This window comes from Pseudomonas sp. C9D1, from assembly GCF_056491235.1.
Genome location: NZ_JBSZIE010000001.1, coordinates 698,977 through 724,216 on the forward strand (window position 1 = coordinate 698,977; position 25,240 = coordinate 724,216).

The following is a 25,240-nucleotide window of genomic DNA, read 5'->3' on the forward strand; positions in this document are numbered from 1 at the left end:
TTCTTAACGGATCCGGCGTTGAACACTGTGTCGGTACAGAACCAGTAAAGCTTGAGGATGGCGAGATGCCTGCATCCAGTTCGATAATTCTTGGCGCTGACCCTTCCGGCCAGCCGATCGCCCAGGCACTGCGCCTGGCCAACCGTCACGGCCTGGTGGCGGGTGCCACCGGCACCGGCAAGACGGTGACCCTGCAACGCCTCGCCGAAGCCTTCAGCGACGCGGGGGTGGCTGTGTTCGCCGCCGACATAAAGGGTGATCTCTGCGGCCTAGGCGCCGCCGGCGTGCCCCAGGGCAAGGTCGCCGAACGCATCGCCTCCATGCCCTGGCTCGGACACCAGCCCAAGGCCTATCCGGTGACGCTGTGGGACGTGGCCGGCAAGAGCGGCCACCCGCTTCGTACGACACTCAGCGAAATGGGCCCCCTGCTGCTGGGCAACCTGCTGGAACTCACCGACAGCCAGCAGGCGGCCCTCTATGCCGCCTTCCAGGTGGCCGACCGCGAAGGCCTGCTGCTGCTCGACCTGAAGGACCTCAAGGCCCTGCTCAACCACCTGCGTGACCACCCCGAGCTGCTTGGCGAGGACCGCGCCCTGTTCGCCGGCGCCTCCGCCCAGGCCTTGCTGCGGCGCCTGGCCACCCTGGAACAGCAGGGCGCCGACGCCCTGTTCGGCGAGCCGGCCCTGCAACTGGAAGACATCCTCCACCCCGACCGGGACGGCCGTGGCCGCATCCACCTGCTGGACGCCAGCCGCCTGGTGCACGAGGCGCCCAAGGTCTACGCCACCTTCCTGCTCTGGCTGCTGGCCGAGCTGTTCGAGCAACTGCCCGAGCGCGGCGATGCCGACAAACCGGTGCTGGCGCTGTTCTTCGACGAGGCGCACCTGCTGTTCGCCGACACCCCGCGTGCGTTGCAGGAACGCCTGGAGCAGGTGGTGCGGCTGATCCGCTCCAAGGGTGTCGGCGTCTACTTCGTCACCCAATCCCCCGGTGACCTGCCGGATACCGTCCTCGCCCAGCTCGGCCTGCGCATCCAGCATGGGCTGCGCGCCTTCACCGCCAAGGAGCAGAAGTCCCTGCGTGCGGTCGCCGATGGCTTCCGCCCCAACCCGGCGTTCGACAGCCTGGCCGTGCTCACCGAGCTGGGCATCGGCGAAGCCCTGGTGGGCACGCTGGAAGAGAAGGGCACGCCGGCCATGGTGCAGCGCGTGGCCATCGCCCCGCCGCAATCGCGCATCGGGCCGCTGAGCGAGGCCGAGCGTGCCGAGCGGGTGCGCAGCTCGCCCCAGGCCGGGCGCTATGACAAGCCCATCGACCGCGAGTCCGCCTACGAAATCCTCACCGCCCGTGCCGCCGATGCGCCCGCCGCCCCGGCCACCAAGGGCAAGGCCGCGCCCGCCGAGGCCGAGTCCGGTTTCGCCGGTGCCGCCGGCGAACTGCTGGGCAGCCTCGCCAGCCAGGCGATGAAAACCGCCGTGCGCCAGGCCGCCAACCAGCTGGGCCGGCAACTGGTGCGCGGGCTCATGGGGTCGCTGCTAGGTGGCAAGCGCCGTTGACTGCGGATTCGCCGCAACGAAAAAGGGCGCCCGAAGGCGCCCTTTTTCATGGCTGCATGACTCAGACGATGAACTTGGTCGAGAGCCAGAACAGCGCGGCGGCCAGGGCCATGGAGGTGGGCAGGGTCAGCACCCAGGCCAGCAGGATGTTGCGCACCGTACCGCCCTGCAGGCCGCTCTTGTTGGCGACCATGGTGCCGGCGACGCCGGAGGACAGCACGTGGGTGGTGGACACCGGCAGGCTGTAGATGTTGGCCAGGCCGATGGCGGCGGCGGCGGTGATCTGCGCGCTCATGCCCTGGGCGTAGCTCATGCCCTGCTTGCCGATCTTCTCGCCGACGGTGAGTACCACGCGCTTCCAGCCGACCATGGTGCCGATGCCCAGGGCCAGGGCCACCGCGAGGATCACCCAGAAGGGCGCGTACTCGGTGGTGGCGGTCAGGTCCTTGCGCAGCTTCTCCAGGTCCGCCTTCTCGCGGGCCGGCAGGTCGGAGAGCTTGCCCACCTTCTTCGCGGTGTCGTCCAGGCAGAGCAGGTAGCGACGGGTCTCGACGCGGGTTTCCTCGCTCATGTCGCTGTAGCTGGCCACGCCCTTGAGGTTGGTCAGCAGTCCGTCGATGGTCGCTTCGGTCTGTTTCGGATCGCAGCGGAACGCCTGGGGCATCTCGCTGATGTTGCCGCCTTTGCCCAGGGCCAGCATCTCGCCGAGGGTATCGGTGTGGCGCTGGTAGAACTGGCTCAGGTGAGTGGCGGCATCACGGGTGCGTTCGATCTGGTAGGTGGTGCTGTTCAGGTCGAGCACGAACTTCGCCGGGACGATGCCGATCAGCACCAGCATGATCAGGCCGATGCCTTTCTGGCCGTCGTTGGAACCGTGCACGAAGCTCACGGCCATGGCCGAAAGCACCAGCACCAGGCGGTTCCAGAAGGGTGGGTGCTTCTTGTCGTCGACTTCCTTGCGGGTCTCCGGGGTCTTGTGCATCTTCGACGCCGGGTAGAACCACTTCAGCGACAGCAGCAGCAGCGCCGCGACCATGAAGCCGGCGGCCGGGGAGAAGATCAGCGACAGGCCGATATCGATGGCCTTGCCCCAGTTCACGCCTTCGCCCAGGGGCAGATCGGTGATCATCGCGTTGGCCAGGCCGACGCCGAGGATCGAGCCGATCAGGGTGTGGGAGCTGGACGCCGGGATGCCCAGGTACCAGGTACCGAGGTTCCAGGTGATGGCCGCCGCCAGCAACGAGAACACCATGGCCAGACCGTGGCCGGTGTTGACGTTGATCAGCAGCTCCACCGGCAGCAGGTGGACGATGGCATACGCCACGCCGACGCCGCCCAGCAATACGCCGAGGAAGTTGAAGATGCCGGAGAGGACCACAGCGCGGTAGGGCGACATGGCCTTGGTGTAGATAACCGTGGCGACCGCGTTGGCGGTGTCATGGAAACCGTTGATGAACTCGAAGGTCAGGACGAATGCCAGGGCGAGCAACAGGCTCACGACCAGCCAGGCATCAAGCCCGCTGAAGAGATCGAACATGAAGGTTTAGTGACAGGCTGGTTAGGGGGCGCGAATTATGCCAGAAATCCGGCCCGCGCCCAGCGCCCGACTGCCGATCGGTACCTGATGGCACTGCGGCATGGCAGCGCAGCCCAGTAAAACCGGGCTGCGCGACGCATTGTTCGAAATCGTTTCAGCTGTTCTGGCCGAGCTCTTTCTCGATCTTCTGGATCTCGCGCTCGAAGGCCTGGTCCAGGTAGTTCGAGCGTTTGCGCCAGGGCTTGCGCTCGGGGTCCGGTTGCGCGGCATAGGTGGTTACTTCGCCGCCGTAAACATCCTTGAATCGTTTTTCCTGGCGCTCGAGTTCGGCGCGCAGTTCGTCTTTCGTCACGTAGTGATCCGCTTCGTCTGATAGAGGTCTTGAATGAGTTTCCGGCGATGGAAGGCGCGGGGCCTTCTGCAACTTTCGCCTGTCATGGAGTTGGGCCGAATGGCCGTCTTCCATTGTCTTCACGACTATCCCGGTCGCGTTCGCCGCACCGTCGCAAGCCAGGTATGCCGCGCCTTGCGCGAATTACCGGAGAACTTGGGGAGGGGCGCCGAAGTATATAGGGAAATTCACCAGAAGCTCTATCGAATAGAAAGCCGAACGCACGACGAGTTCAACTTTCGTTGCACTCGCCGTGCACTTCCCTGGTGCACACTCAAAGGCTGCGGATGATTCGCCCGAGTGTTTCCATGGCCTGTTCGCTGCGTGTCGTCCAGGGGTGGCCGTAGTTCAGGCGTGCGCAATTGCTGAAGCTCCGGGTCGCCGAGAAGATCGGCCCCGGCGCGATGCTGATGCCCTGGGCCAGGGCCAGCTGGAACAGGCGCAGCGAGTCCACTTGCGCGGGGAACTCCAGCCACAGGAAGTAGCCGCCATCGGGCCGGCTGACCCGGGTCTGCTCCGGCAGGTGGCGTGCCACGGCGGCCAGCATCGCGTTCTGCTGGCTCTCCAGGGCGTAGCGCAGGCGTCGCAGGTGGCGGTCGTAGCCGCCGTGTTGCAGGTAGTCGGCGATGGCGGCCTGGGCCGGCACCGAGGCGGAGATGCTGGTCATCAGCTTCAACCGCTCGATCTCCCCGGCGTAGCGCCCGCCCGCCACCCAGCCCACCCGGTAACCCGGTGCCAGGCTCTTGGAGAACGAACTGCAATGCATCACCAGGCCCTCGCTGTCGAAGGCCTTCACCGGCTTGGGCGCCTGCTGGCCGAAATACAGCTCGGCGTACACGTCGTCTTCGATCATCGGCACCTGGTACTGCTTCAGCAGCTCGGCCAGGCGCCGCTTGCGCGCTTCGGTAAGGCTCGCACCCAGGGGGTTGTGGAAGTTGCTCATGAACCAGCAGGCCTTGATCGGCAACTGCTCGAGGCTGCGTTCCAGCACCTCCAGGTCGATGCCCTCGCGCGGGTGCACGGGGATTTCCACCGCCTTCAGCTTCAGCCGCTCCAGCACCTGCAGGCTGGCGTAGAAGGCCGGCGACTCGATGGCCACCAGGTCGCCCGGGCGGGTCACCACCTGCAGGCACAGGTTCAGCGCTTCAAGCGCGCCGTTGGTGATCACCAGCTCCTCGATGGGCAGCGGCAGGCCGCCGACCATGTAGCGCAGGGCGATCTGCCGGCGCAGGCCATGGTTGCCCGGGGTCATGTCGGCGACGGTGGAGCGCGGATCCATCTCGCGCACCGCATGGGACATGGAGCGCGCCAGACGTTGCAGGGGGAACAGTTCCGGGCTGGGGAAGGCCGAGCCGAAGGGCACGGTGTCCGGGTCCTTGATGGAGCTGAGCACCGAGAACACCAGCTCGCTCACGTCCACCTCGGTGGTGGCCGCCTCACGGACGGGCACCTCCGGCTCCTGCAGCGGGCGCTGCACGTGCTGGCAGACGAAGTAACCGGAGCGCGCACGGGCGATGATCAGCCCACGGCTCTCCAGCAGGTAATAAGCCTGGAACACGGTGGAGGCGCTGACCCCGTAGGTGCGGCTGGCGTGGCGCACCGAGGGTACCTTCTCCCCCGGTGCGAGCACGCCGGTGCGGATCAGCTCGGCGATCTCGTCGGCGAATTTCTCGTAGCGCTTCATCTTGTCCTGCGGGTGGGCGGCCTGGGCCGCCCACTCTAAGCGCTGCGTCGGGCCGCCGCCACAGGTGCCGTCCATGCTCAACGGTGGGGGCTGACGAAGGTGCTGTCGGCGCTGGCGCTGGCCGCATCGCCGTCCAGGCTGGTGAGGCGGAACACCAGCTCGCGGGAGCCGCCGCCCAGCGCGTCGTCTTCCTGGGCCACCGAAACCGGCAGCTCGAGGATCTCGCCCGCCTCGATCTTCACCTCGGCCGGTGCCTGCAGGCGCAGGCCCTCGCCTTCGGCCAGCTCCAGGCGGTAGCGGTGGGCGAGCTGGGTCTTGTTGATCAGCTTGAGGTTGTAGATGTTCTCGATCTCGCCGGCGGCGTTCTCGCGGAACATGCCCCTGTCCTTGATCACGTCCATGGAGATTTCCGAGCGCGCCGCCAGCAACCAGCCGAACGCGCCGATCATCAGCACCAGGGCGGTGGCGTAGCCGACCAGGCGGGGGCGCAGCAGGTGGGTGTGGCCGCCTTCCAGGGCGCGTTCCGAGCTGTAGCCCACCAGGCCACGGGCGTAGCCCATCTTGTCCATCACCGAATCACAGGCGTCCACGCAGGCCGCGCAGCCGATACAGGCGATCTGCAGGCCATCGCGGATGTCGATGCCGGTGGGGCACACCTGCACGCACACCGTGCAATCGATGCAATCGCCCAGGCCCTGGGCCTTCGGGTCGACCCCTTTCTTGCGCGCCCCGCGGGACTCGCCCCGGGCGGCATCGTAGGAAACGATCAGCGTGTCCTTGTCGAACATCACGCTCTGGAAGCGCGCATAGGGGCACATGTGGATACACACCTGCTCGCGCATCCAGCCGGCGTTCACGTAGGTGGCGGCGGTGAAGAACAGCACCCAGAACAGCGAAATGCCGCCGGCCTGCAGGGTCACGATCTCGGTGGCCAGTTCGCGCACCGGGGTGAAGTAGCCGACGAAGGTCACAGCCGTGGCCAGGCTGATGGCCAGCCACAGGCCATGCTTGGCCAGGTTGCGCAGCACCTTCTCCACGCCCCAGGGTGCGGCGGCCAGCTTGATGCGCTGGTTGCGGTCGCCCTGGGTACGCTGCTCGACCCACATGAACATCCAGGTCCACACGCTCTGCGGGCAGCTGTAGCCGCACCACACGCGCCCGGCGAACACCGTGATGAAGAACAGCCCGAAGGCGCAGATGATCAGCAGCCCCGAAAGCAGGATGAAATCCTGCGGCCAGAAGGTCGCGCCGAAGATATAGAACTTGCTGTCCTCCAGGCTCCAGAGCACGGCCTGGCGGCCATCCCAGTCGAACCAGAGGGTGCCGAAGAACAGCAGGCACAACAGCCCGGCGCCGAGCAGGCGGAAATTGCGGAACCGCCCGGTGAAGCTGCGGGTGTGGATCGGGGCACTGGAGGCATAAAGGGACTTGCTGGCGGCGGCGGGGCGACTCGGTTGGACGACCTCTACCTGCCTGACGGGAATCATCTCGCTCATGATGCTGGCCTTTTGGGCTATGACGGCGAGGCGGACTATAGGGAGAGGCTGATACTGGAAACAGATTCAGGTGATGGGGCAAAAACCATATCAGATGGGCCGCGATGGCCGTCTGGCCCGCAAGGCGCGTGGTTTCTGGCGGGGCACGGATGCGCCCTGCGCAAAGCGCGGCAATCGGTCGCGGGCTAGAAGCGCACCAGCGGGCGGTAACAGGCGTGGATCTGCGCCTGGCACGGGTTGACCCCGGCCAGGGGCGTCAGCAGCGGGCTCTGCAACAGGCTGACGTAGGCAGCGCCCAGGGCGCAGGTGAGCAGGGTCAGGCACAGCTTCGTTCTTATTGTCATGGTCGTTCCCCGGTGAGGTTGGACGCCGCTTTTGTTGTGCTGCCCACCCTAGGTCGCCTCGCCGCATGCCGCCTCGTCCGGTTGGACTAGAGGTTCGCCAGGGCCATGAACAGCGCCGCGATCGCCCGCGCCTCGTGCAGCTCGCCGCTGGCCACCAGCCCGGCGACGCCCGCCAGCGGCACCCGCAGCTGTTCCAGGGGTTCCGGTTCATCGCCTTCGGCGGTACCGGGTTGCAGGTCCTCGGCCAGCACCACGGTGCAGCTGTGGCACAGGTGCCCGGGGGCCAGGCTCAGGGTGCCCAGCTCACGCAGGCGCCCGGCGCGCAGGCCGACTTCCTCCATCAGCTCGCGGTTGGCCGCCTGCAGGCAGGTCTCGCCCGGCTCCACGCCGCCCTTGGGCAGGCCCAGCACCCGCGCCTCCACCCCCACCGCGTACTCGCGTACCAGCAGCACGTGCTGCGGGTCGGGCAGGGCCACCACCAACACCGACTGGTAGCCGGAACCGCGCAAGCGCTCGTAGACCCGCCGCTGGCCGTTGCTGAATTCCAGGTGCAGCGCCTCAATCTGGAACCACGCGCTGCGGGCCAGCAATTCGGTCTTGAGGATGGTGGGTGGGCGACGCATGGCAGGTTTCCCATAAAGGACCGACCACAGCCTCGCCCCGCAGGGGCACAAGGGCATCGTCCGGACGGACTAGCGCCCAGCCCCTGTGCACTGGCGGTTTCGTAGGATGGCGTAGAGCGAAGCGAAACCCATCACGCGGTACCACAAACGGGCCTGCTCCTGACCGGCATACACCCTTCGTCCAGTGCGCGCCGCCCCTTCACCCCAGGGTCGCCACGCTCCTGAGGATCAGCCGCACCAGCATGGTCTGGCGGGTCACCCCGGTCTTGGAGAAGGTCGAACGCAGGTGCGCCCGCGAGGTGTTGCGGCTGATGCCCAGCACATCGGAGGCCTCGTCCAGGGTCAGGCCGTTGGCCAGCAGCATCGCCAACTGGGCCTCCGCCGGGGTCAGGTCGAACAACGCCTTGACGATCTCCTGGGGCGCGCTGGATTCCTGCTCCGGGTCGCTGATGAAGATCACCACCGAGGGGCACTGCTTGCCCTCGTTCCAGGCCGACAACGGCACCGAGCGCACGATGATGCCCAGGTCTGCCTTGCCCGATGGGCGCTGCACGCGCAGGGCCTCGACCACCGAAGGCAGGTTGTTCTTCTGCGACTGCAGGGCCTGTTTGACCAGGCGGCGGAATTCCTGGGTATCGCGCGGGTTGCCCACCTGCAAACCATCGTTCACCAGCTTCAGGCCGTCCTTGTCCTGCAGCAGGCGTTCGGCCACGCGGTTGGTCTGCAGCACCTTGCCGTCCTCGTCGAGGATGATGGTGCCCACCGCCAGCTGGTCCACCGCGCCGGCGTACAGGTTGCGCTCGGTCTCGATGCGGTTGAGCTGCATGTGCAGCTTGATGGAGCGCTCCAGGTGCGGCACGAACTGGGTCAGCAGCTGCTTGTCGCTCTCGGTGAACTCCGGGTCCTCGCGCCCCCGGCTCACGCGGATGCGGCACTGGGCGCCATCGCAGGTGCGGATGTCGGCGCCGAGGATGTGGAACACCCCCACCGGCTCCAGGAAGCTCTTGAAGAACTCCGACTCCACCCACTCCTGCCGCGACAGGAACTCGCTGTTGGTCACCACCTGGCGGTTGGGCAGGCCGACGAAGGGGTCGAGGGCGAAGAAGTGCTTGTTGTAGGACGCGGTGACCTCGGTCGAACTGCCGGTGGTGTTCACCATCAGGCCCTCGGCGTGCTCGCTCGGCGGCCGCAGGATGAAGGTCACGTACTTGCTCTGCAGGTACTGGTTCAGGTGATTGAGGAAGGTGGCCCAGGGAGTGTCTTCGAGCGGCCCCTGATAGAGATCGCCGAGCATCCCGCTGAATTCATCGAGCGTGAGTGTGTGTGCCATGACTGAACCATCTTTTTTTATTTTTGTAGTGTGCTTCTTACCGGCTGACGGGATATTTCAGCAAGGCAGATCGTCACCTTCTGTAGGGAGGCGACGATCCAGCCGGTAACGCGCTTATGCGGTTTCGGTGATGTCCAGTACGACGAAGGAGCGGGGTTCGGCGAGGTTGCCGGGCAGGTCGGCGACGTTGGTGTAGAACTGCTCGTACCACTTGCGCAACTGGTAGACCGGGCCATCGCCGTCGCACAGCAGCGGGTTGTCGACACGGGTCTTGCTGTGCCAGATGGCCACGTCCTCGTAGAAGGCATCCTGTGCCTGCTTCACGTAGGCCTTGGCCATCTCGCGGTTCTGCTCATCGGTGAGCCCGGGGATCTTCTTCACCAGCACGCCGTAGCGCAGGGTGAAGCTGTTGAGGTCAATGGGCACATGGCTGTTGAGCAGCACCGAGGCGATTGGCACGCCGTCCATGGCCCCGGTCATCTCGGTGATCTGGTACGCCGGGCCGTAGTAGGTGGCCACCGTCTTCAGCTCGCTGTCACCGGAGAGGCGCGCGCTGCTGCCGCGCATTGTCTGCACCGCCATATGGCGCTCGAAGGTGTTGCTGAAATGGTCGAGGTCGGTGCCATGCACCGCATCGAAGTGCGCCATGTCCGACACGTTGTCGATCAGCTCGCGGCAGTTGGTGTCGATCTGCAGCTCGGCGACTTCCCACTCCGCCCACTCCCCGTTGAAGCAGGCGTCGATACGCGGGATGGCCTGCTCGGCGATGGGCGGGTTGCCTTCCGGGTCGTTCCACACGAACAGCAGGTTGTTCTGCTCGGATACCGGCCAGGCCTTGATCTTCGCGCGGGGCGGAATGCGCTTTGCATAGGGGATGTCGTCGCACACGCCATCGGCGCGCCAGCGCCACTCATGGAAGGGGCAGCGGATAGCGTCGCCCTCCACGCAGCCCTGGCTCAGGTCCGCGCCCATGTGCGGGCAATAGCCGTCGAGGATGCGGATCTGCCCGTCCTCCCCGGCGAAGGCCACCAGGCGGGTGCCGAACACATCCAGGCGGTGGGCCTTGCCATCACGGTACTGGGCCGCCAGCCCCAGGCAGTGCCAGCCACGTGCGTAACGCTCTTCCAGTTGCTTGGTTTCGATCCGGTGCAGGGTGCTCATCTTCTTGTTCTCCCATCAGGGTTATCGAGAGCTGCACACGGCTCAGGCAGACCGGCGCAGCGAATGCACTGCAACGGATTCTGCTGCGCCTGGATTTCCCGGCATCGTCTGATCGGACGATGGCCCCGGTGGCGGCCCCGGTTCTACTGCGGGGCACAACGACACACACAAGGGGAGTCAGCCATGAACGTCGAACCCGGCCAGGTGGCGGTGATCACCGGAGCCGCCAGCGGCATCGGCCGAGGCCTGGCGCAGGAGGCCGCCGCGCGCGGCTTGCGCCTGGTGCTCAGCGACATTGACGGCGCACGCCTGGCGGCCCTGGCCGCCGAGCTGCAAGGGCAGGGCGCGGAGGTCGCCACCCTCGCCGCCGACATCAGCGACACCCAGCAGGTGGAGCAGCTCCGCGAGCTGGCGGTGCAGCGCTTCGGCGGCGTCGACCTGCTGTTCAACAACGCCGGGGTCATGCAGACCGGCTTCAGCTGGGAGATCGACCGCAGCCAGTGGCAGCGCCTGCTGGACATCAACCTCGGCGGCGTGATCAACGGCATCCACGCCTTCGTGCCGCTGCTGCTGACCCAGGGCCGCCCGGCCCAGGTGGTCAACACCGCCTCCCTTGCCGGCCTGGTCTGCAGCCCCCTGCTCGGGCCCTACACCGTCAGCAAGCAGGCGGTGGTCGCGCTCTCGGAAACCCTCCACTACGAACTCGCCCTGCAGCAGTCGCAGGTGGCCGTCTCGGTGCTCTGCCCGGGCCCGGTGGCCAGCGACATCATGGGGTCCAACAGCCCCCTCGGCGCGGCCACCCAGCAGCTCGACGCGCTGCTCGACAGCAGCATCCGCCAGGGCATGGCGCCGCGTGAGCTGGCCCGCGAGGTGTTCGCCGGCATCGCCGTCGGGCGCTTCTGGCTGCTCCCGCACAAGAACTTCAAGCCGGCGCTGGAGCAGCGCCTCGCCAGCATCCTCGAGGAGACCAACCCGGTCTTCCAGATGGCCGATATCTAAGGAACCTCTTCATGTCCCTCGATCCCCAGATCGCCGCCGTGCTCCAGCAGTTCGCCGGCATGCCGCAGCCGGACTACAGCCAGCTCGACCCGCAGCAGTACCGCCAGTTCTGCGACAACCTGATGCCGCCGGTGCCCGGCGAGCGCCTGTTCGAGGTGCGCAACCTCAAGCTCGCCGGCGCCGATGGCCCGCTGGATGCCCGCCTGTACCGCCCCGAAGACAGCGCCGAACTGCCGCTGCTGGTCTACTTCCACGGCGGCGGTTTCGTCATCGGCAACCTCGACACCCACGACAACCTCTGCCGCAGCCTCGCCCGCCTGTGCGGCGCGGTGGTGGTCTCGGTGGCCTACCGCCTGGCGCCGGAAGCCCGCTTCCCGGCGGCGCCGGAGGACTGCTACAGCGCTACCCGCGACCTGGTGGCCCGCGCCCTGGAGCTGGGCTTCGACGCCAGCCGCCTGGCCCTGGCCGGCGACAGCGCCGGCGCTAACCTGGCCATCGCCGTCGCCCGCCTGGCGCAACTGCGGGACGGGCCGCGCATCGCCTACCAGTGCCTGTTCTACCCGGTCACGGATGCCGCCTGCGACAGCGCCTCCTACAGCGAATTCGCCGAAGGCTACTTCCTCACCCGCGAGCAGATGCGCTGGTTCTGGAGCCAATACCTGCAAGCCCCCGAGCAGGGCACCGAGCCCCTGGCCTCGCCCCTGCGTGCCGACAGCCTCGCCGGCCTGCCGCCCACCTCCGTCTTCAGCGCCGGGTTCGACCCGCTGCGCGACGAGGGCGAAGCCTTCGCCCGGCGCCTGCAGGAGGCCGGTGTGCAGACCCGCCTGCAGCGCTGCGAAGGCATGATCCACGGCTTCATCAGCATGGCCGCCTTCGTCACCGCCGCCCAGGCGGCGCTGGAGTCCGCCGCCGCCGACCTGCGCCAGGCGCTGAGCTGATGGACAGCCCGCAGCGCCTCATCGAAGCCATGGCCAGCGGTCGCATGCTGGTGATCACCGACGACGCCGACGACAGCGAGGGCTCGCTGGTGATCGCCGCCGGCCACGCCGATGCCGAGGCCATCAACTTCATGGCCCGGGATGCACGCGGGCTCATCTGCCTGGCGCTCACCGAAGAGCGCTGCCAGGCCCTCGGGCTGGAGCTCATGGTGCCGCACTCGCGGGCCCGCCACGGCATGGGCTTCACCCTGTCGATCGAGGCGCGCAGCGGGGTCACCACCGGCATCTCCGCCGCCGACCGCGCGCGCACCGTCGCCGTGGCGGTGGACCCGGCCAGCGTCGCCGCCGACCTGGTGCAGCCCGGGCACATCTTCCCCTTGCGCGCCCAGCCGGGCGGGGTGATGCAGCGTGCCGGCCATGTCGAGGCGGCCTGCGACCTGGCGCGCCTGGCCGGGCTGATGCCCGCCGCCGTGCTGGTGGGCATCCTCGACGAGCAGGGCGAACCGGCCCGTGGCCAGGCGCTGCGCGACTTCGTCCAGCGCCACGGCCTGCCCCTGGGCAGCGTGGCCGACCTCATCCACCACCGCATCCTCCACGAGGGCACCATCCGCCGCTCGGGCGAGTACCCGCTGCAGACCCGCCACGGTGCGTTCCGCGTGCTCACCTACCTCGACGGCTACCAGGGGCAATTGCACCTGGCGCTGGTGCGCGGCGAGGTGAAGCGCGACACGCCCACCCTGGTGCGGGTGCAGGCGGCGGAAACCCTGCGCGACCTGCTGGACAGCCATCCTGGCCAGTGGAACCTCGACCGCTCCCTGGCGCGGGTGGCCGAGGAGGGCGCCGGCGTGGTGGTGCTGCTGGCCCAGCAGGAAGCCCCGGAGGCGGTGATCGAGCAGTTGCAGCAAGGCACGCAAAAGCCCCGGCCGCCGAGTTTTCCCCAGCGCACCCTGGGCATCGGCGCGCAGATCCTCCGCGACGTCGGCGTGCGCCGCATGCGCCTGCTGAGCTTCCCGGTCAGCTACAAGGCGGTTTCCGGCTTCGAGCTGGAGGTCGCCGAGTTCATTCCCTTCAGAGCAGCGGAGCCGGAGTAAAAATCCACGTTCTTAGAACGTGGTTTTGCTTTTGCCCCCTAGAAGGGGGCGCAATCAGACCTCGGAGCATGCAGCCGCCGCTCACTTCGGACGTAGGGTGTGCTGCGCGCACCTCGGACTCGCCGGAAGCACCGTGCTGGCGGTGATGGGTTTCGCTGCGCTCTACGCCATCCTACGGTTCGTGCTTGCAGGTGGCAGTTGCGTTTGGTCCAGCTCCGGGGTTGATCGGGATGTAGGGCGGACCCCGCTCCACCGGTCCACCAGCGGAGTGCCATGTCGCGCCGGGTTTCACCCGGCCTACGCACCGTGCGCGGGAACAGGCGCGATGCACGTCGGTAACGCCGATTGGTGGATGGGTGAAGCGTCATCCACCCTACGCGAGGCCGGGCCGACAGGGCGTGACTGGGGCCTGGCGGTGATGGGTTTCGCGAATCTCTACCCAGCCGCGGAGTTGACCGGGATGTAGGGTGGATGACGCTCCTTTCATCCACCAAGCGATGTCGCCGGAAAGCACATTGCATTGGCTCGAGGATGGGGCCCAACGTGCCCTCGCTCGGCCTGGCACCGTTGGGCTTCGTTCCTCAACCCACCCTACAAAAATCAAACCGCGCGCAGGGTGGACCCCGCTTCACCGGTCCACCAGCGGTGTGCCATGTCGCGCCGGGTTTCACCCGACCTACACAGCCCGCCGTGAATTCGTCTGCCCAACAAAAAAGCCCCCATGCGGGGGCTTCCTGTCACGCGTTCATCGCAGCGATCAGGGCTTCACGCCCAGCAGCATCAGCTTGGTCTGCACCTGCACCAAGGGTGCGGCGGTGTAGTTGCCGTCGATGGGGGTGATCACCGCCTTGCCGAGGGACAGCTGCCAGGCGTCGCCCTGCTTCTGTTTGGCGGTGGGGGCGGGCGGGGCGACCAGGTTGACCCGCACCACGCCGTCCGGCCCTTGCTGCGGGGCGAACACCACGTTGCCCCAGTCGCTGATGGGGGCGAAGGCCACGCCCGTCACCTGGCCGGCTTCCAGGGCCGGGTAGTTGATGTTCAACCCGGTGTTGCCCGGCAGGCCGATGACGTTGGTGTCGCAATAGGCCTTGGCCTTGCCGTGGCTCTTCTCGCACACGCGGCGGGCTTCGGCGCCGATGGCGGCGGCGCGGCCGATCACCCGGGTGGCGAAGCGCGCGGTGTCGTCCATCGCATCGAGGGTCTTCTTGTAGCCGGCCTGCGGGTCCTGTGCGATCAGCTTGAGGTCGATGGCGGTGGACACGGCCACCGCCGGTACGCCCTTGTACATGGCGCGTACGGCGGCGTTGACGGTGCCGGACATCTGCGTCAGCGGGCCGACGTTGTCGCCGAAGTTGGTGCCGGAGACCACCAGGTCCGGGCGGTTGTCCTTGAGCAGCAGGTCGAGGCCGACGTTCACCGCGTCCACCGGGGTGCCGATGGCCGAGGTCTTGCCGGCCGGCGGCACGTAGCCGGCAGGGGCGCCGACGCAGTACTTGCCCTGGGCCAGCTGGGTGATGGCCACGGCCTGGCCGGGCACCACGATGCTGGCGGCGCCGATGCCGCTGCTGTCGTTCTGCGGGCCGACCAGGGTCACCTGGTGGCCGGCGGCGATCAGCGCCTGGTACACGGCCTCGATGCCGGGGGCGCGGCAGCCGTCGTCGTTGGTCAGGAGAATATTCAAGGCATTGGCCTGCAGGGACAGGCCGAGAACGGCCAGGCCGATGCTGGCGCGGAGCAATGTTGTCATTGTTATTTCCTCGTTGGATGGGCTCGGTAAAAAGCTGACCTTAAAGTCCATTTGTTACAGGTCTTCGAGGTGCGACTGCGGCGGCAGAGGGCGCTTGTGCGGCGCCCGCTGACGTCATGCCCGGGTTCAGCGGCCCTGCTTGCGCAGGCTGGCCACGGTGAAATTGCTGGCGTCGAAATCGCTGTCGTTGAGCTTCGGCGCGTTCTGGTCGTTGATCAGGCGGTCGGCCAGGTAGGAGCCGGCGATCAGGTCGTGGTAGACCGCCACGCGGGCATGGAAGGCCTGCAGTTCATAGGCGTAGATCGAGGCCTGCATGTTGGTGCGCCACAGCTGCCCCTTGCCGTCGTAGTTGTCGGCCAGGGCGGCGGCCCAGGTGTCCTCGTCCAGGTACATCACGCGCTTGCCGTAGATATGGCGCTTGCCCGGCTTGAGGGTGGCCTCCAGCACCCACACGCGGTGCTTCTCGTAGCGCATGTACTCGGGGTTGATGTGGCCGCTGGTGGCCAGCAGTTGGTCGAGCTTCACCGCCGGGTCGTCGAGGCGGTAGTTGTTGTAGGGGATGTACAGCTCCTTCTTGCCCACCAGCTTCCAGTCGTAGCGATCTGGCGCGCCGTTGAACAGGCGGTCCTCGTCCATCACGCGGAAGCCGCCGGCGCCGTAGGGCGTGTCATAGGCCACGGTAGGCGCGCGGCGTACGCGGCGGTTGCCGGGCAGGTACTGCCAGCTCTGCCGGGGCTGGGCCAGGGGGTCGCTGTACTCGTTGCCGAGGAAGATCTCGCCCTTCTTCCGGCTCGGTTCCAGGGTGGTGATCATGAAGTGCGCCTGGGTGCCGTCGAAGCTCGCGGCGTTGCCGCTGGGGTCGGTCCAGGGCGAGAGGATCTTGTAGTTCACCAGCTCGAACTGGCGGCTGCCGTTGGCCAGGGTCAGGGCCATCTTGTAGTTGGCGTCTTCCTTCCAGGCCACGGTGTGCAGGTTGTGGTTCCACATCAGCTCGTAGCCGTTCTTCGGGATCGGGAAGGGCGGGCCGCCATAGGCCTTGGTCACGCCGTTGCCGTCATTCACCAGCTCGGCATCGAGGGCGTTCTGCCTGATCGCGTCCTCCACCCACTGGGCGTAGCGGAAGTCCCGGTGGCTGGGGTAGACCGGCATGCGGAAGCTCTGTGGATAACGCTTGAACAGCGCCTTCTGGCCATCGGAAAGCTGGTCGGCGTACTGCGCCATGTTCTCGGCGGTGATGGTGAACAGCGGCTGTTCACCGCCGTAAGGGTCGGGGTGCTTGGTGCCGCTGCCGGCGAACTGCACCTGGGGCGGGGCGCCGCGCCACTTGCCGCTCCAGGCGGGGATGCTGCCGTCGGCGTTGCCGGCCTTCTCGGCGCCGGTGGGGGTCAGGTCCTGGCCCAGGCGGGCCGCTTCCTCGGGGCTGAGCCCGGCCAGTGCCGGAGCGCTGGCGAGGCTGGTGGCGAGCAGGGCGCCCAGTACGGGCGAAAGGAATCTCAGGGTCATCTCGTGGCCTCCATGGGTGTTGCGGGAAATCCCCGCCCCGGTTGGGGCGGGGTGGCGACGGGGCTATTTGCCCAGCTTGCGCAGGCTGGCGGCGGTGAAGTAGCTGGCGTCGAAGCTGGCGTCGTTGAGCCGGGCCGGGGCCAGGCCATTGACCAGGCGGTCGGCCATGTAGGAGCCGGCGAGCAGGTCGTGGTAGATGGCGACGCGGGCGTGGAAGGCTTCCACCTCGTAGGCGTAGACCGAGGTCTGGGTGTTGGTCCGCCAGAGCTGGCCCTTGCCGTCGTAGTTGTCGCCGAGGGCGGCGCTCCAGCTGTCCTCGTCGAGGTAGAAGCGGCGCTTGCCGTAGATGTGGCGCTTGCCTGCCTTGAGGTTGGCCTCCAGCACCCACACGCGGTGCAGCTCGAAGCGCACGTGGTCGGGGTTGAGGTGGCCGCTGCCGGCGGTCAGTTCGCTGGCGGGCAGGTCCGGGTCATCCAGGGCGTAGTTGTTGTAGGGGATGACCATCTCCTGCTTGCCCACCAGCGTCCAGTCGTAGCGGTCGGGCGCGCCGTTGAACAGGCGGTCCTCGTCCATCACGCGGAAGCCACCGGCACCGTAGGGCGTGTCGTAGCCGATGGTGGGCGCGCGGCGCACCCGGCGGTTGCCGGGCAGGTACTGCCAGGCCTGGCGCGGCTTGGCCACCGGGTCGCTGAAGTCGCAACTGAGGATGATCTCGCCCTTCTTTCGGGCCGGCTCCTGGGTGCTGATCATGGCGCAGGCCTGGGTGCCCTCGAAGGTCGCCGCCGAACCCGTGGGCTCGTCCCACTGGGAAAGGATCTGGTAGCCGACCTTCTCCTCCACCCGGTTCCCGTTGCCCAGCACCAGGGCCATCTTGTAGGTGGCTTCCTCCTTCCAGGCGCGGGCCGGCAGGTTCTGGTTCCACATCAGCTCGAAGCCGTTCTTCGGGATCGGGAAGGGTGAGCCACCGAAGGCATTGATCACGCCGTAGCCGTCGTGCACCAGCTCGGCGTCGAGGGCATTCTGCTTGATATTGGCTTCCACCACGGGCGAGTAGCGGAAGTCGCGGTGGCTGGGGTAGACGTGAATCCGGTAGGTCGCCGGGTAGCGCTTGAGCAGCGCCACCTGGCCGTCCGAGAGCTTGTCCTTGTACTGCTCCAGGTTGGCCGCGGTGATGGTGAACAGCGGCTGCTCGCCGGCGTAGGGATCGGGGCGCTTGTGGCCGGTGCCGTCGAACTTCACATGGGGCGGCGCGCCGAGCCACTTGCCGCTCCATTCGGGAATGCTGCCATCCGCGTTGCCGGCCTTCTCGGCGCCCATGGGCGTCAGGTCCTGGCCCAGGCGCGCGGCTTCCTCGGGGCCGACCCCGGCCAGCACCGATGTGCTGGCGAGGCTGGCAAGGGCGAGGGCGGCGAGCAGCGGTGCGTTGTTGTAAGCGTGCATCTCGACTCTCCTGCTGCGGCTCAGAAGCTGTACTTGGCGCTGAGGCCGAAGTTGTCGCGGTCGGCCAGCGGGGTGTCGCCGGCGTCGCCCAGGAAGGCGTTGTAGCGGGCCTCGATGGTGAAGTTGTTGAGGTAACGCCAGGTGGTGCCGATGCCCAGGCGGTCATCGCCTTCGCCCATGCCGAAGCTGCCGGCCAGCGACGAATCGCCGCCCAGGGACTGGCTGTAGATCAGCGGGATGGTCAGGTCCCAACCCTCGAAGAGGTTCAGGTACTCCAGCGACAGGTTGAGGGTGTAGCCCCAGGCGCTCTTGTCGTTGTAAAGCTTGTCGGTGTTGTTGGTGGTCAGCGGGAAGGCACCGCCGAGGCCGTCCGGGACGAAGACGTTGAAGCTCGGCGCCTTGTCGTTGTCGAGCACCTCGTTGTAGCCCAGCTCGCCGGTCAGGGTGGTGTTGTCGGCGATGGGCAGGTTGCCGAAGGCATGGATGAAGGACACCTGCGCCTGCATGGTCTTGGCCCGTACCGCGTGTGGGGTCAGCCCGGTGTCCACCAGCACCGGCTGGCCGTCGCGGTAGCTCACCTCGCCGCTGACGTTGGTTTCGCCCACCACCGTGGAGAAGCTCGCGCCGTATAGGTCGATGTCGTCGAAGTAGCGCACCTGGTACTCGCCGCTGTTCCAGTGGCTGAGGAAGTCCAGGGTCGGCGCCTTGTCGTGGAAGCGGATGTAGTACAGGCCGAACTCGGTGTTGTTCAGCGACTCGGCCACGTAGGTCATGGCCACGCCGTACTGGCCGCTGTCGCCGGGCTTGTCGTCGTGCAGGCGGCGGGTCAGGCCGAAGGCATCGGTGAAGCCGCCTTCGTCCATCTGGTCGGTGACCGAGAAGAAGCTGCCCACGCCATCGATCTCGGTCTTGGCCCACTCGTACTGGTAATAGGCCTGCAGGCCGAGGTTGTCGGTGAGGCTGATCTGGCCGAACACCTGGCCCACCGGCAGGAAGATCTCCTTGATCTCCACCCCCGGGGTGTTGGCCTTGGTGCCGTCGGCCGGGGCCATGGCCGAGGAAATGCCGTTGCTGATGAACAGGCTCTCGCCCCAGCTCACCACCTGGTCGCCCACGCGCAGGTTGAGGTCGTGGCCGCCCATGTCCCAGGCGCCGTAGAGGTAGTTGTCCAGCAGGCGGATGTCGCGGCCGTGCTGGTCGACTGTGTCGTCGGAGAAACGGTTGGGCTTGGAGCACTGGCCGCCGGCGAAGCAGTTGGAGGTGCCGGTGCCGTTGTCGTTGCTGCGGTTATAGACGTCGTCGTAGAAGCCGCTGGCGCGGATGAACAGGCCGAAGTCGTCGCGCCAGTTGAAGTTGGCTTCGGTGAGGAAGCTGGCGCGGTTGGCGATCAGGCTGCCCCGGTCGAAGGCGTTGTTGCCGTCGTCGATGTTGGCGATGCCGGCATTGGGAAAGCCGTTGGACAACGCATGGTCGCGGGACTCGGTGCGCCAGGCCATGGCGTAGGTCAGGGTGGTGTCCCAGGAAATCTTCAGGTCATCGCTGGGCTGGAAGGCCAGCGCCTGGCTCTGCCCGGCATGGCCCAGCGCAAGGCCCAGGCCTGCCGCGCGGATGGCCAGGTGAAGCGGTGCAAGGGGTCGGCATTTTCTTGTTCTTATCATGTCGTCGCTCTCGGCGTGTCTGGGCACGGCTCGGTCCGCCAGGCCCAAGGTTGAGTGGGTGTGGCGGGCTGACTATGTGGTCACCGTTGGCGCCCAACATCGTCCGAAGGGACTACGCGATGCGGGTGTGGCGGCTTAGTCCCAACGGACGATGTTGGGCGCTGGAGCGCTGCCGAGAATCCTTCGGGACCGCGTATCCATAACAACAAGGGAGCGACCCGATGAACGCGAACCGACGGCAATGGGATGAAAGCTGCGACGTACTGGTGGTGGGCTCGGGAGCAGGCGCCATGACCGCCGCCCTGCGTGCCCACGACCTCGGTTCCAGGGTTCTGTTGATCGAGAAGAGCGACCGCTACGGCGGCACTTCGGCGGTCTCCGGCGGCGGCATCTGGGTGCCCTGCAACCACCGCATCGCCGCCCTCGGTGGCGAGGATTCGGCCGCCGAGGCCATCGCCTACATCCGCGCCGTGACCCACGGCGAGATCGACGACGGGCGCATCGAGGCCTATGTCGAGCAGGGCCACCAGGTGGTGCGCTACCTCGAAGAGAATTCCCACGTGCGCTTCGAGGCCCAGCCGCACTACGCCGACTATTACCCGGAGGTGCCCGGCGGCAAGCCGGGCTACCGCTCCATGGACCCGCTGCCCTTCGATGCGCGCCTGCTGGGCGACGAATTCGCCCGCATGCGCGAGCCGTCCCCCGGCACCCTGATGATGGGCCGCGTGGCCATGACCATGAAGGAGGCCCAGGTGCTGCTCTGCCGTGGCCCCGGCTGGCTGGGTCTGACCCTGCGCATCCTCTGGCGCTACTGGCGCGACCTGCCCGGGCGCCTGCGTTCCAAACGCGACCGCTTCCTCACCCTGGGCAACGCCCTGGTTGCCGCCCTGCGCTGCTCGCTGCTGGAGCGCCAGGTGCCGGTCTGGCTGGAGTGCCGCCTGGAGCGGCTGGTGGAGGAGGGCGGCCGGATCACCGGTGCCGAGGTCATCCGCAATGGCCAGCGCCTGCTGATCGAGGCCCGCCGTGGCGTGGTGCTCGGCGCCGGTGGCTTCGAACGCAACCAGGCCATGCGCAGCCAGTACCACCCGCAGCCGTCGCAAAGCACCTGGAGCGCCACGCCGCCCTACAACACTGGCGATGCCATCCGCGCCGGCCAGGCCCTGGGCGCCGCCACCGCGCTGATGGGGCACAGCTGGTGGGCGCCGACCACCCAGGTGCAGGGCGAGGAAAAACAGCGCGCGCTGTTCGTCGAGCGCACCCTGCCGGGCTGCATCCTGGTGGACTCGGCGGGCCAGCGTTTCGTCAACGAAGCCGCGCCCTACACCGACATCGTCTACGCCATGTACGAGCACGACAGCGAGGCCGCCACCAGCGTGCCCTGCTGGCTGATCTTCGACGCCGAGTTCCGCCGCAAATACCCCTGCGGTGCCTTGCTGCCGGGCTACGCCATGCCCGACCAGCGCCTGCCCAAGCACCTGCTGGGCTACTTCCACAAGGCCGACAGCTTCGGCGAACTGGCCCGGCAGATCGGCGTCGACGCCGGCGGCCTGCTGCGCACCGTCGAGCGCTTCAACCCCATGGCGGTGGCGGGCAAGGACGAGGACTTCCACAAGGGCGAGTCGCTGTTCGACCGCTACTACGGCGACCCCAGCGTGCAGCCCAACCCCTGCCTGGCGCCGCTGCTGAAGCCGCCGTTCTACGCGGTGCAGGTGAATGCCGGCGACATCGGCACCAAGGGCGGCTTGCTCACCGACCCGCACGCCCGGGTGCTGCGTGAAGACCGCACGCCCATCGCCGGGCTCTACGCCATCGGCAACAGCGCCGCCTCGATGATGGGCCGCACCTACCCCGGCGCCGGCTCCACCATCGGCCCGGCCATGGTCTTCGGGTTCCTCGCCGCAACGCATATCCACGGTGAGGACGAACGATCGGTAGGAGCGAATTCATTCGCGAAGCAGGCTGCAAGCCTGCCCTCCTGAACCTCCATGGGGCCGCTGCGCGGCCCTTTTCGCGAATGAATTCGCTCCACGAAGAGGATCAATCCCGATGACTGCAAACACCCCCCAAATCGCCTTGGTCACCGGCGCCAGCCGTGGCGTCGGCAAGGGCATCGCCATCGCCCTTGGCGCGGCGGGCATGACCGTCTACCTCAGCGGCCGCTCCGCCACCGAAAGCGCCAGCCACCTGCGCGGCCAGCTGCTGCCCGGCAGCCTCGCCGAAACCGCCGAGGCGGTGAACCGCGCGGGCGGGCAGGGCATCGCCGTGCCCTGCGACCACCGCGACGACGCGCAGGTGCGCGCACTCTTCGCCCGCATCGAGCGCGAGCAGGGCCGGCTCGATCTGCTGGTGAACAACGCTGCGTTGCTCCACGAAAACCTCATCGACCCCGGCCCCTTCTGGGAGAAGCCCCTGGCGCTGCTGGACATCCTCGACGTCGGCCTGCGCTCGGCCTATGTCGCCAGCTACCACGCGGCGCCGCTGCTGCTGAAGAACGGCCGGGGCCTGATCGCCTTCGTCTCATCCTACGGCGCCGGCTGCTACATGCACGGCCCGGCCTATGGCGCGCAGAAGGCCGGTGTGGACAAGTTCGCCGCCGACATGGCGGTGGACTTCGAAGGCACCGGCGTCGCCGCCGTTTCCCTGTGGCTCGGCCCCCAGCGCACCGAGCGCACCGCCATCGCCGGCGCCGCCCGTGCCGACCAGTACGAAGCCTTCCTCGCTGTGGCGGAAACCCCGGAGTTCAACGGCCGGGTCATCCACGCGCTGCTGCAGGACCCGCAACTGCAAACGCTCTCCGGCCAGACCCTGGTCACCGCCGAGCTGGCCCAGGGCTACGGCATCAGCGAAGCCGAAGGCCGCCAGCCACCGTCCTACCGCGAGATGCTCGGCGAGCCGCGCATGCAGCACCCGGCGCGGGTGATCTGAGGTTATCCACAACCGCCCGGCGCCGTCCGGGCGGTTCTTTCGCTTCCATGTGAACCCCCTTCGCGAATGAATTCGCTCCCACGAGAGCGGCGGCGCTGCGCACCGCCTGGCGAATGAATTGGCTATGTCTGCGTTAGCTGTTGCACTGGATAGTCGCCGAGCGATTCCTTCATACAAATCAAAGGGTTGAGATCATTTCCATAACGCTCAAGCAGCCGTCGCCAGCCCAGGTAGTTCTCCAGGTACTTGGTCGCAACACCGTTGAAGCGCTTCATCCAGAGCTTCAAACGGCCGTGATAGGCGTTGACGTTCTGGATGTGAAAGGCGCCATCGGTGCGGCGCTTCTGGCGCAGATTCACGCGATGGTGGGTAATGCCCTCTGCCTTGGCGAAGCTCTGGTAGATCGCGGCGCTGTCCGTGCACAGCACCGCGTCGGGATCGAGCAACGGCCGTAGCACTTCACCTACGTGCGCGGCATTGAGTTGTTTCAACTGGAAGTCGGCGTGCTGCCCACTCCGATCACGTACCACCAGGACCGGGATCTGCTCGGCCGTGAATCCTTTGCGCCGTGCTCTGCCCCCGCGCTTGCGGGCCTCGCGTGACAGGTTGCGCTGACCTTTGAATGACTCCAGGAAGAAGGTCTCGTCGGCCTCGACGATCCCTGATTCGTGCTGCGCTCGATGCTCGGCGATCAAGCGCAAGAAACGGTGCCTCCAGCGGAATGCGGTGTTCTTGTGAACCTCGCAATGTTCAGCGGCTTTGCGCACCGTCAGGCTTTTCACCATGGCTTCGGCATAGCGCCCCCAACACTCCCGATGACGCAGTCGAGCCAATGGCGTGCCCGTCAGCGCATTGCACGTGCGCCTGCAGGTTCGGCATCGGTAGCGGGCCAAGCCGTGACTGGAACCCCATGGGCGTAAGGCCGTGGCTTGGCAGTGGGGGCAATGCTCGGGAGGCTCCAGCGCCTCCGCCAGCATGCCCTGGGGGCAGGACAGCTGTGTTTGAAGCTGATCCCGCTGGGTTTGGTTGAGCTGAGTCAGGCGAGATAGCCAGCTCCGAAACTCTGTCGCACGCATGGCAGACCTCCTGAAAGAGATGCCGTAACGACAAGTCTAGAAGCTAGCAACACTTAACGCAGACAGAGCCAATGAATTCGCCCCTACACACCTTGCCGATCCAACGCGCGAACATGACCGCTACGTAGGGTGGGCCGGGCGGCGCTCCGTTTCAGCCCACCAAAGGCCATGCACACGACGAACCCAGGTAGGTCGCAAAAGGGCAGGGGCAGACTGTGGATTCGGACTATCAGCAGAGCTCGAGAACCCGCCAGGCACCGAGCCGACCGAAGAGCGGTGGGCTGAAGCCCACCCTGCGCCGTTGCCGATCCAGCCCACGGACATGACCGCTGTGTAGGGTGGAGGTCGCTCTTTACCTCCACCAGGCGGAGTCGAGCCTGAAACTCTGTAGCGCTGTTGTGCACGCACTATCCGGCGTTTGTAGGGTGGGCTTCAGCCCACCAGATCCCAAGCACGTCGCCGCCATCTCGCGAATCATCGCCCAATAAAAAACGGGCCTCATGGAGGCCCGTCCGCTCACACCGCCAGGACTCAGCCCTTGTTGGCCTGCTTGCGGAAGTACGGGATCACATGCTCGCCGATGTTCTTCAGCGTTTCGATCTGCGCCCATTGCGGCACGGTGCCCATCTGGCAGATGAAGAGGATCTCGTCGGCGCCGGCGTCGATCAGGCGCTGCACGTAGCCGATGCAGTCCTGCACGGTGCCGTAGGCGTGGTTGGGGTTCATCATCGCCATGGTCGGGTCGGAGAAGTCCACGGTGACTTCCTCGGAGGCGAAGCGCGACTTGATCACCGCCTGGCCGCTGCCGTCGACGAAGGTGTCGTCCTTCCACTTCTCCGGGTCCGGGCGCTCGCCACCGGCGTACCAGTAGGCCAGGGATTCCATGAAGTAGCGCTGGCCACGGATGCCGATGGCGCGGGCCTTCTCGTTGTCATCCAGGACGATGGCCGGGCACAGCGCGGCGATATGGCGGTTGGGGCGGAAGCCCACCTGCTGCTTCTCGTCGCGGTTGTCCCAGGCCTCGTGGTACACGGCCACCTTCTTGGCGATCTCCTCGGGGCCGCCGAAGCCCAGCACCAGGGCGCCCATGCCACGGCCGCCGGCGTTCTTCAGCGACTCGGTGTTGGTGCAGGCCAGGTACATCGGCGGGTGCGGGTCCTGGTAGGGCTTGGGGTGGATGGGGCGGCGGGGGATCTTCACGAAGTCGCCGTTATGTTCGATCTCGTCCTGCACGAACATCTTCGGGATCAGGTACATGGCTTCGTCGATCTGCGGCTGCAGGGTCGCCAGGTCGTAGCCGAAGGTGCCGGCCTCCTGCTGGGTGCCGCCCTTGCCCACGCCGAAGTGCACGCGGCCCTTGGACAGCAGGTCGAGGGTGGCGATGCGTTCGGCCACCTTCACCGGGTGGTTCATCGCCGGAGGCAGGCACACCACGCCGTGGCCGATGCCGATGCGCTCGGTCTTGCCGGCGACGAAGGCGAGCATGGTTTCCGGTGCGGACATGTGCGAGTAGTTGGTCAGCGCGGTGTGCTCCACGCACCAGAAGGTGTCGAAACCGAGCTTGTCGGCGAGTACCGCCTGCTCGACGGTTTCGTCGAAGATGCGACGGTCGCCCTCGCGGCTGGAGTCGATCGTCTGTGCCTCGTAGATCAGGGAAAATTTCATGCGCTTTGGCCCTTGTTGTTCTTGGTCTGGTCGGCCCGGAACACCGGGCCTTGGGCGCATGGTGTGGCAAGCGAAA

Annotated in this window: 20 protein-coding genes; 6 read left to right on the plus strand and 14 right to left on the minus strand. The window is 66.9% G+C overall.

Annotated elements, in window-relative coordinates; all coding sequences use genetic code 11:
• Positions 1–65 precede the first annotated feature (65 nt).
• On the plus strand, positions 66–1,556 hold the full coding sequence (locus ACXI0U_RS03275) for a helicase HerA-like domain-containing protein (protein ID WP_479549723.1): 1,491 nt from the start codon (positions 66–68) through the stop codon (positions 1,554–1,556).
• A gap of 61 nt (positions 1,557–1,617) precedes the next feature.
• Here the strand turns inward: ACXI0U_RS03275 and ACXI0U_RS03280 are convergent, their stop codons facing one another.
• The 8 genes from ACXI0U_RS03280 to ACXI0U_RS03315 all read right to left on the minus strand — a co-directional run bounded on the left by ACXI0U_RS03280 (position 1,618) and on the right by ACXI0U_RS03315 (position 10,122).
• The gene (locus ACXI0U_RS03280) at positions 1,618–3,093 is read right to left on the minus strand and encodes an inorganic phosphate transporter (RefSeq protein ID WP_263400446.1); all 1,476 of its coding nucleotides are present in this window, start codon (positions 3,091–3,093) and stop codon (positions 1,618–1,620) included.
• Positions 3,094–3,247: 154 nt separating this feature from the next.
• Positions 3,248–3,445, minus strand: coding sequence for a hypothetical protein (locus ACXI0U_RS03285; protein WP_021218042.1), 198 nt, complete (start codon positions 3,443–3,445; stop codon positions 3,248–3,250).
• A 313-nt stretch (positions 3,446–3,758) separates the two neighbouring features.
• The gene (gene mapR / locus ACXI0U_RS03290) at positions 3,759–5,168 is read right to left on the minus strand and encodes a GntR family transcriptional regulator MpaR (RefSeq protein WP_031287236.1); all 1,410 of its coding nucleotides are present in this window, start codon (positions 5,166–5,168) and stop codon (positions 3,759–3,761) included.
• Positions 5,169–5,245: 77 nt separating this feature from the next.
• Positions 5,246–6,664 carry a cytochrome c oxidase accessory protein CcoG gene (ccoG, locus tag ACXI0U_RS03295; RefSeq protein ID WP_479549724.1) on the minus strand — a complete coding sequence of 473 codons (1,419 nt, stop codon included), beginning with the start codon at positions 6,662–6,664 and terminating at the stop codon, positions 5,246–5,248.
• 185 nt (positions 6,665–6,849) lie between these two features.
• On the minus strand, positions 6,850–7,008 hold the full coding sequence (locus tag ACXI0U_RS03300) for a hypothetical protein (protein ID WP_431483620.1): 159 nt from the start codon (positions 7,006–7,008) through the stop codon (positions 6,850–6,852).
• An 86-nt stretch (positions 7,009–7,094) separates the two neighbouring features.
• Positions 7,095–7,631 carry an ADP compounds hydrolase NudE gene (gene nudE, locus ACXI0U_RS03305; protein ID WP_479549725.1) on the minus strand — a complete coding sequence of 179 codons (537 nt, stop codon included), beginning with the start codon at positions 7,629–7,631 and terminating at the stop codon, positions 7,095–7,097.
• Positions 7,632–7,830: 199 nt separating this feature from the next.
• On the minus strand, positions 7,831–8,961 hold the full coding sequence (locus tag ACXI0U_RS03310; RefSeq protein WP_374980004.1) for a helix-turn-helix transcriptional regulator: 1,131 nt from the start codon (positions 8,959–8,961) through the stop codon (positions 7,831–7,833).
• 114 nt (positions 8,962–9,075) lie between these two features.
• Positions 9,076–10,122, minus strand: a complete 1,047-nt coding sequence (locus ACXI0U_RS03315; RefSeq protein WP_479549726.1) for a 3-ketosteroid-9-alpha-monooxygenase, oxygenase component — start codon at positions 10,120–10,122, stop codon at positions 9,076–9,078.
• A 183-nt stretch (positions 10,123–10,305) separates the two neighbouring features.
• Between ACXI0U_RS03315 and ACXI0U_RS03320 the strand changes: the two genes are divergently transcribed.
• Genes ACXI0U_RS03320 through ribB form a run of 3 tightly spaced genes read left to right on the plus strand, consistent with a single transcriptional unit; the run spans position 10,306 to position 13,150 of the window.
• Entirely contained in the window at positions 10,306–11,121 is an 816-nt protein-coding gene (locus tag ACXI0U_RS03320; protein WP_479549727.1) for an SDR family NAD(P)-dependent oxidoreductase, read from the plus strand.
• Between the two features lie 11 nt (positions 11,122–11,132).
• Entirely contained in the window at positions 11,133–12,059 is a 927-nt protein-coding gene (locus ACXI0U_RS03325; RefSeq protein ID WP_479549728.1) for an alpha/beta hydrolase, read from the plus strand.
• Positions 12,059–13,150 (plus strand): 3,4-dihydroxy-2-butanone-4-phosphate synthase, encoded by a 1,092-nt coding sequence (gene ribB, locus ACXI0U_RS03330; protein ID WP_479549729.1) that lies wholly within the window; start codon positions 12,059–12,061, stop codon positions 13,148–13,150. Before ACXI0U_RS03325 ends, ribB begins: the two co-directional genes overlap by 1 nt.
• 757 nt (positions 13,151–13,907) lie before the next feature.
• Here ribB and surE read toward each other — a convergent pair.
• The 4 genes from surE to ACXI0U_RS03350 form a co-directional block, all read right to left on the minus strand.
• The gene (gene surE, locus ACXI0U_RS03335) at positions 13,908–14,897 is read right to left on the minus strand and encodes a 5'/3'-nucleotidase SurE (protein ID WP_184492143.1); all 990 of its coding nucleotides are present in this window, start codon (positions 14,895–14,897) and stop codon (positions 13,908–13,910) included.
• Between the two features lie 126 nt (positions 14,898–15,023).
• Complete coding sequence (locus ACXI0U_RS03340) at positions 15,024–16,400, minus strand: DUF1329 domain-containing protein (RefSeq protein ID WP_479549730.1); 1,377 nt, start codon at positions 16,398–16,400, stop codon at positions 15,024–15,026.
• A gap of 63 nt (positions 16,401–16,463) precedes the next feature.
• A complete protein-coding gene (locus tag ACXI0U_RS03345; RefSeq protein WP_479549731.1) occupies positions 16,464–17,840 on the minus strand; it encodes a DUF1329 domain-containing protein in 1,377 nt (458 codons plus the stop codon).
• A gap of 20 nt (positions 17,841–17,860) precedes the next feature.
• Positions 17,861–19,498 carry a DUF1302 domain-containing protein gene (locus ACXI0U_RS03350; protein WP_479549732.1) on the minus strand — a complete coding sequence of 546 codons (1,638 nt, stop codon included), beginning with the start codon at positions 19,496–19,498 and terminating at the stop codon, positions 17,861–17,863.
• A 221-nt stretch (positions 19,499–19,719) separates the two neighbouring features.
• On the opposite strand from ACXI0U_RS03350, the gene ACXI0U_RS03355 reads away from it, so the two are divergent.
• Both ACXI0U_RS03355 and ACXI0U_RS03360 read left to right on the plus strand, forming a co-directional pair.
• Positions 19,720–21,477, plus strand: a complete 1,758-nt coding sequence (locus ACXI0U_RS03355) for an FAD-dependent oxidoreductase (protein ID WP_479549733.1) — start codon at positions 19,720–19,722, stop codon at positions 21,475–21,477.
• A 67-nt stretch (positions 21,478–21,544) separates the two neighbouring features.
• Complete coding sequence (locus tag ACXI0U_RS03360; RefSeq protein ID WP_479549734.1) at positions 21,545–22,423, plus strand: SDR family NAD(P)-dependent oxidoreductase; 879 nt, start codon at positions 21,545–21,547, stop codon at positions 22,421–22,423.
• Between the two features lie 122 nt (positions 22,424–22,545).
• On the opposite strand, the gene ACXI0U_RS03365 is transcribed toward ACXI0U_RS03360, so the two are convergent.
• Both ACXI0U_RS03365 and ACXI0U_RS03370 read right to left on the minus strand, forming a co-directional pair.
• A complete protein-coding gene (locus tag ACXI0U_RS03365; protein ID WP_271660814.1) occupies positions 22,546–23,499 on the minus strand; it encodes an IS1595 family transposase in 954 nt (317 codons plus the stop codon).
• A gap of 531 nt (positions 23,500–24,030) precedes the next feature.
• A complete protein-coding gene (locus ACXI0U_RS03370) occupies positions 24,031–25,164 on the minus strand; it encodes an LLM class flavin-dependent oxidoreductase (protein WP_271660187.1) in 1,134 nt (377 codons plus the stop codon).
• Positions 25,165–25,240: the final 76 nt, after the last annotated feature.

Bases quoted from the DNA above. Each gene is read 5' to 3' on its own strand.
- ACXI0U_RS03275 (WP_479549723.1), top strand. From the start codon at position 66: ATGCCTGCATCCAGTTCGATAATTCTTGGCGCTGACCCTTCCGGCCAG.
- ACXI0U_RS03280 (WP_263400446.1), bottom strand. From the start codon at position 3,093: ATGTTCGATCTCTTCAGCGGGCTTGATGCCTGGCTGGTCGTGAGCCTG.
- mapR (WP_031287236.1), bottom strand. From the start codon at position 5,168: ATGAAGCGCTACGAGAAATTCGCCGACGAGATCGCCGAGCTGATCCGC.
- ccoG (WP_479549724.1), bottom strand. From the start codon at position 6,664: ATGAGCGAGATGATTCCCGTCAGGCAGGTAGAGGTCGTCCAACCGAGT.
- ACXI0U_RS03300 (WP_431483620.1), bottom strand. From the start codon at position 7,008: ATGACAATAAGAACGAAGCTGTGCCTGACCCTGCTCACCTGCGCCCTG.
- nudE (WP_479549725.1), bottom strand. From the start codon at position 7,631: ATGCGTCGCCCACCCACCATCCTCAAGACCGAATTGCTGGCCCGCAGC.
- ACXI0U_RS03310 (WP_374980004.1), bottom strand. From the start codon at position 8,961: ATGGCACACACACTCACGCTCGATGAATTCAGCGGGATGCTCGGCGAT.
- ACXI0U_RS03315 (WP_479549726.1), bottom strand. From the start codon at position 10,122: ATGAGCACCCTGCACCGGATCGAAACCAAGCAACTGGAAGAGCGTTAC.
- ACXI0U_RS03320 (WP_479549727.1), top strand. From the start codon at position 10,306: ATGAACGTCGAACCCGGCCAGGTGGCGGTGATCACCGGAGCCGCCAGC.
- ACXI0U_RS03325 (WP_479549728.1), top strand. From the start codon at position 11,133: ATGTCCCTCGATCCCCAGATCGCCGCCGTGCTCCAGCAGTTCGCCGGC.
- ribB (WP_479549729.1), top strand. From the start codon at position 12,059: ATGGACAGCCCGCAGCGCCTCATCGAAGCCATGGCCAGCGGTCGCATG.
- surE (WP_184492143.1), bottom strand. From the start codon at position 14,897: ATGACAACATTGCTCCGCGCCAGCATCGGCCTGGCCGTTCTCGGCCTG.
- ACXI0U_RS03340 (WP_479549730.1), bottom strand. From the start codon at position 16,400: ATGACCCTGAGATTCCTTTCGCCCGTACTGGGCGCCCTGCTCGCCACC.
- ACXI0U_RS03345 (WP_479549731.1), bottom strand. From the start codon at position 17,840: ATGCACGCTTACAACAACGCACCGCTGCTCGCCGCCCTCGCCCTTGCC.
- ACXI0U_RS03350 (WP_479549732.1), bottom strand. From the start codon at position 19,498: ATGATAAGAACAAGAAAATGCCGACCCCTTGCACCGCTTCACCTGGCC.
- ACXI0U_RS03355 (WP_479549733.1), top strand. From the start codon at position 19,720: ATGAACGCGAACCGACGGCAATGGGATGAAAGCTGCGACGTACTGGTG.
- ACXI0U_RS03360 (WP_479549734.1), top strand. From the start codon at position 21,545: ATGACTGCAAACACCCCCCAAATCGCCTTGGTCACCGGCGCCAGCCGT.
- ACXI0U_RS03365 (WP_271660814.1), bottom strand. From the start codon at position 23,499: ATGCGTGCGACAGAGTTTCGGAGCTGGCTATCTCGCCTGACTCAGCTC.
- ACXI0U_RS03370 (WP_271660187.1), bottom strand. From the start codon at position 25,164: ATGAAATTTTCCCTGATCTACGAGGCACAGACGATCGACTCCAGCCGC.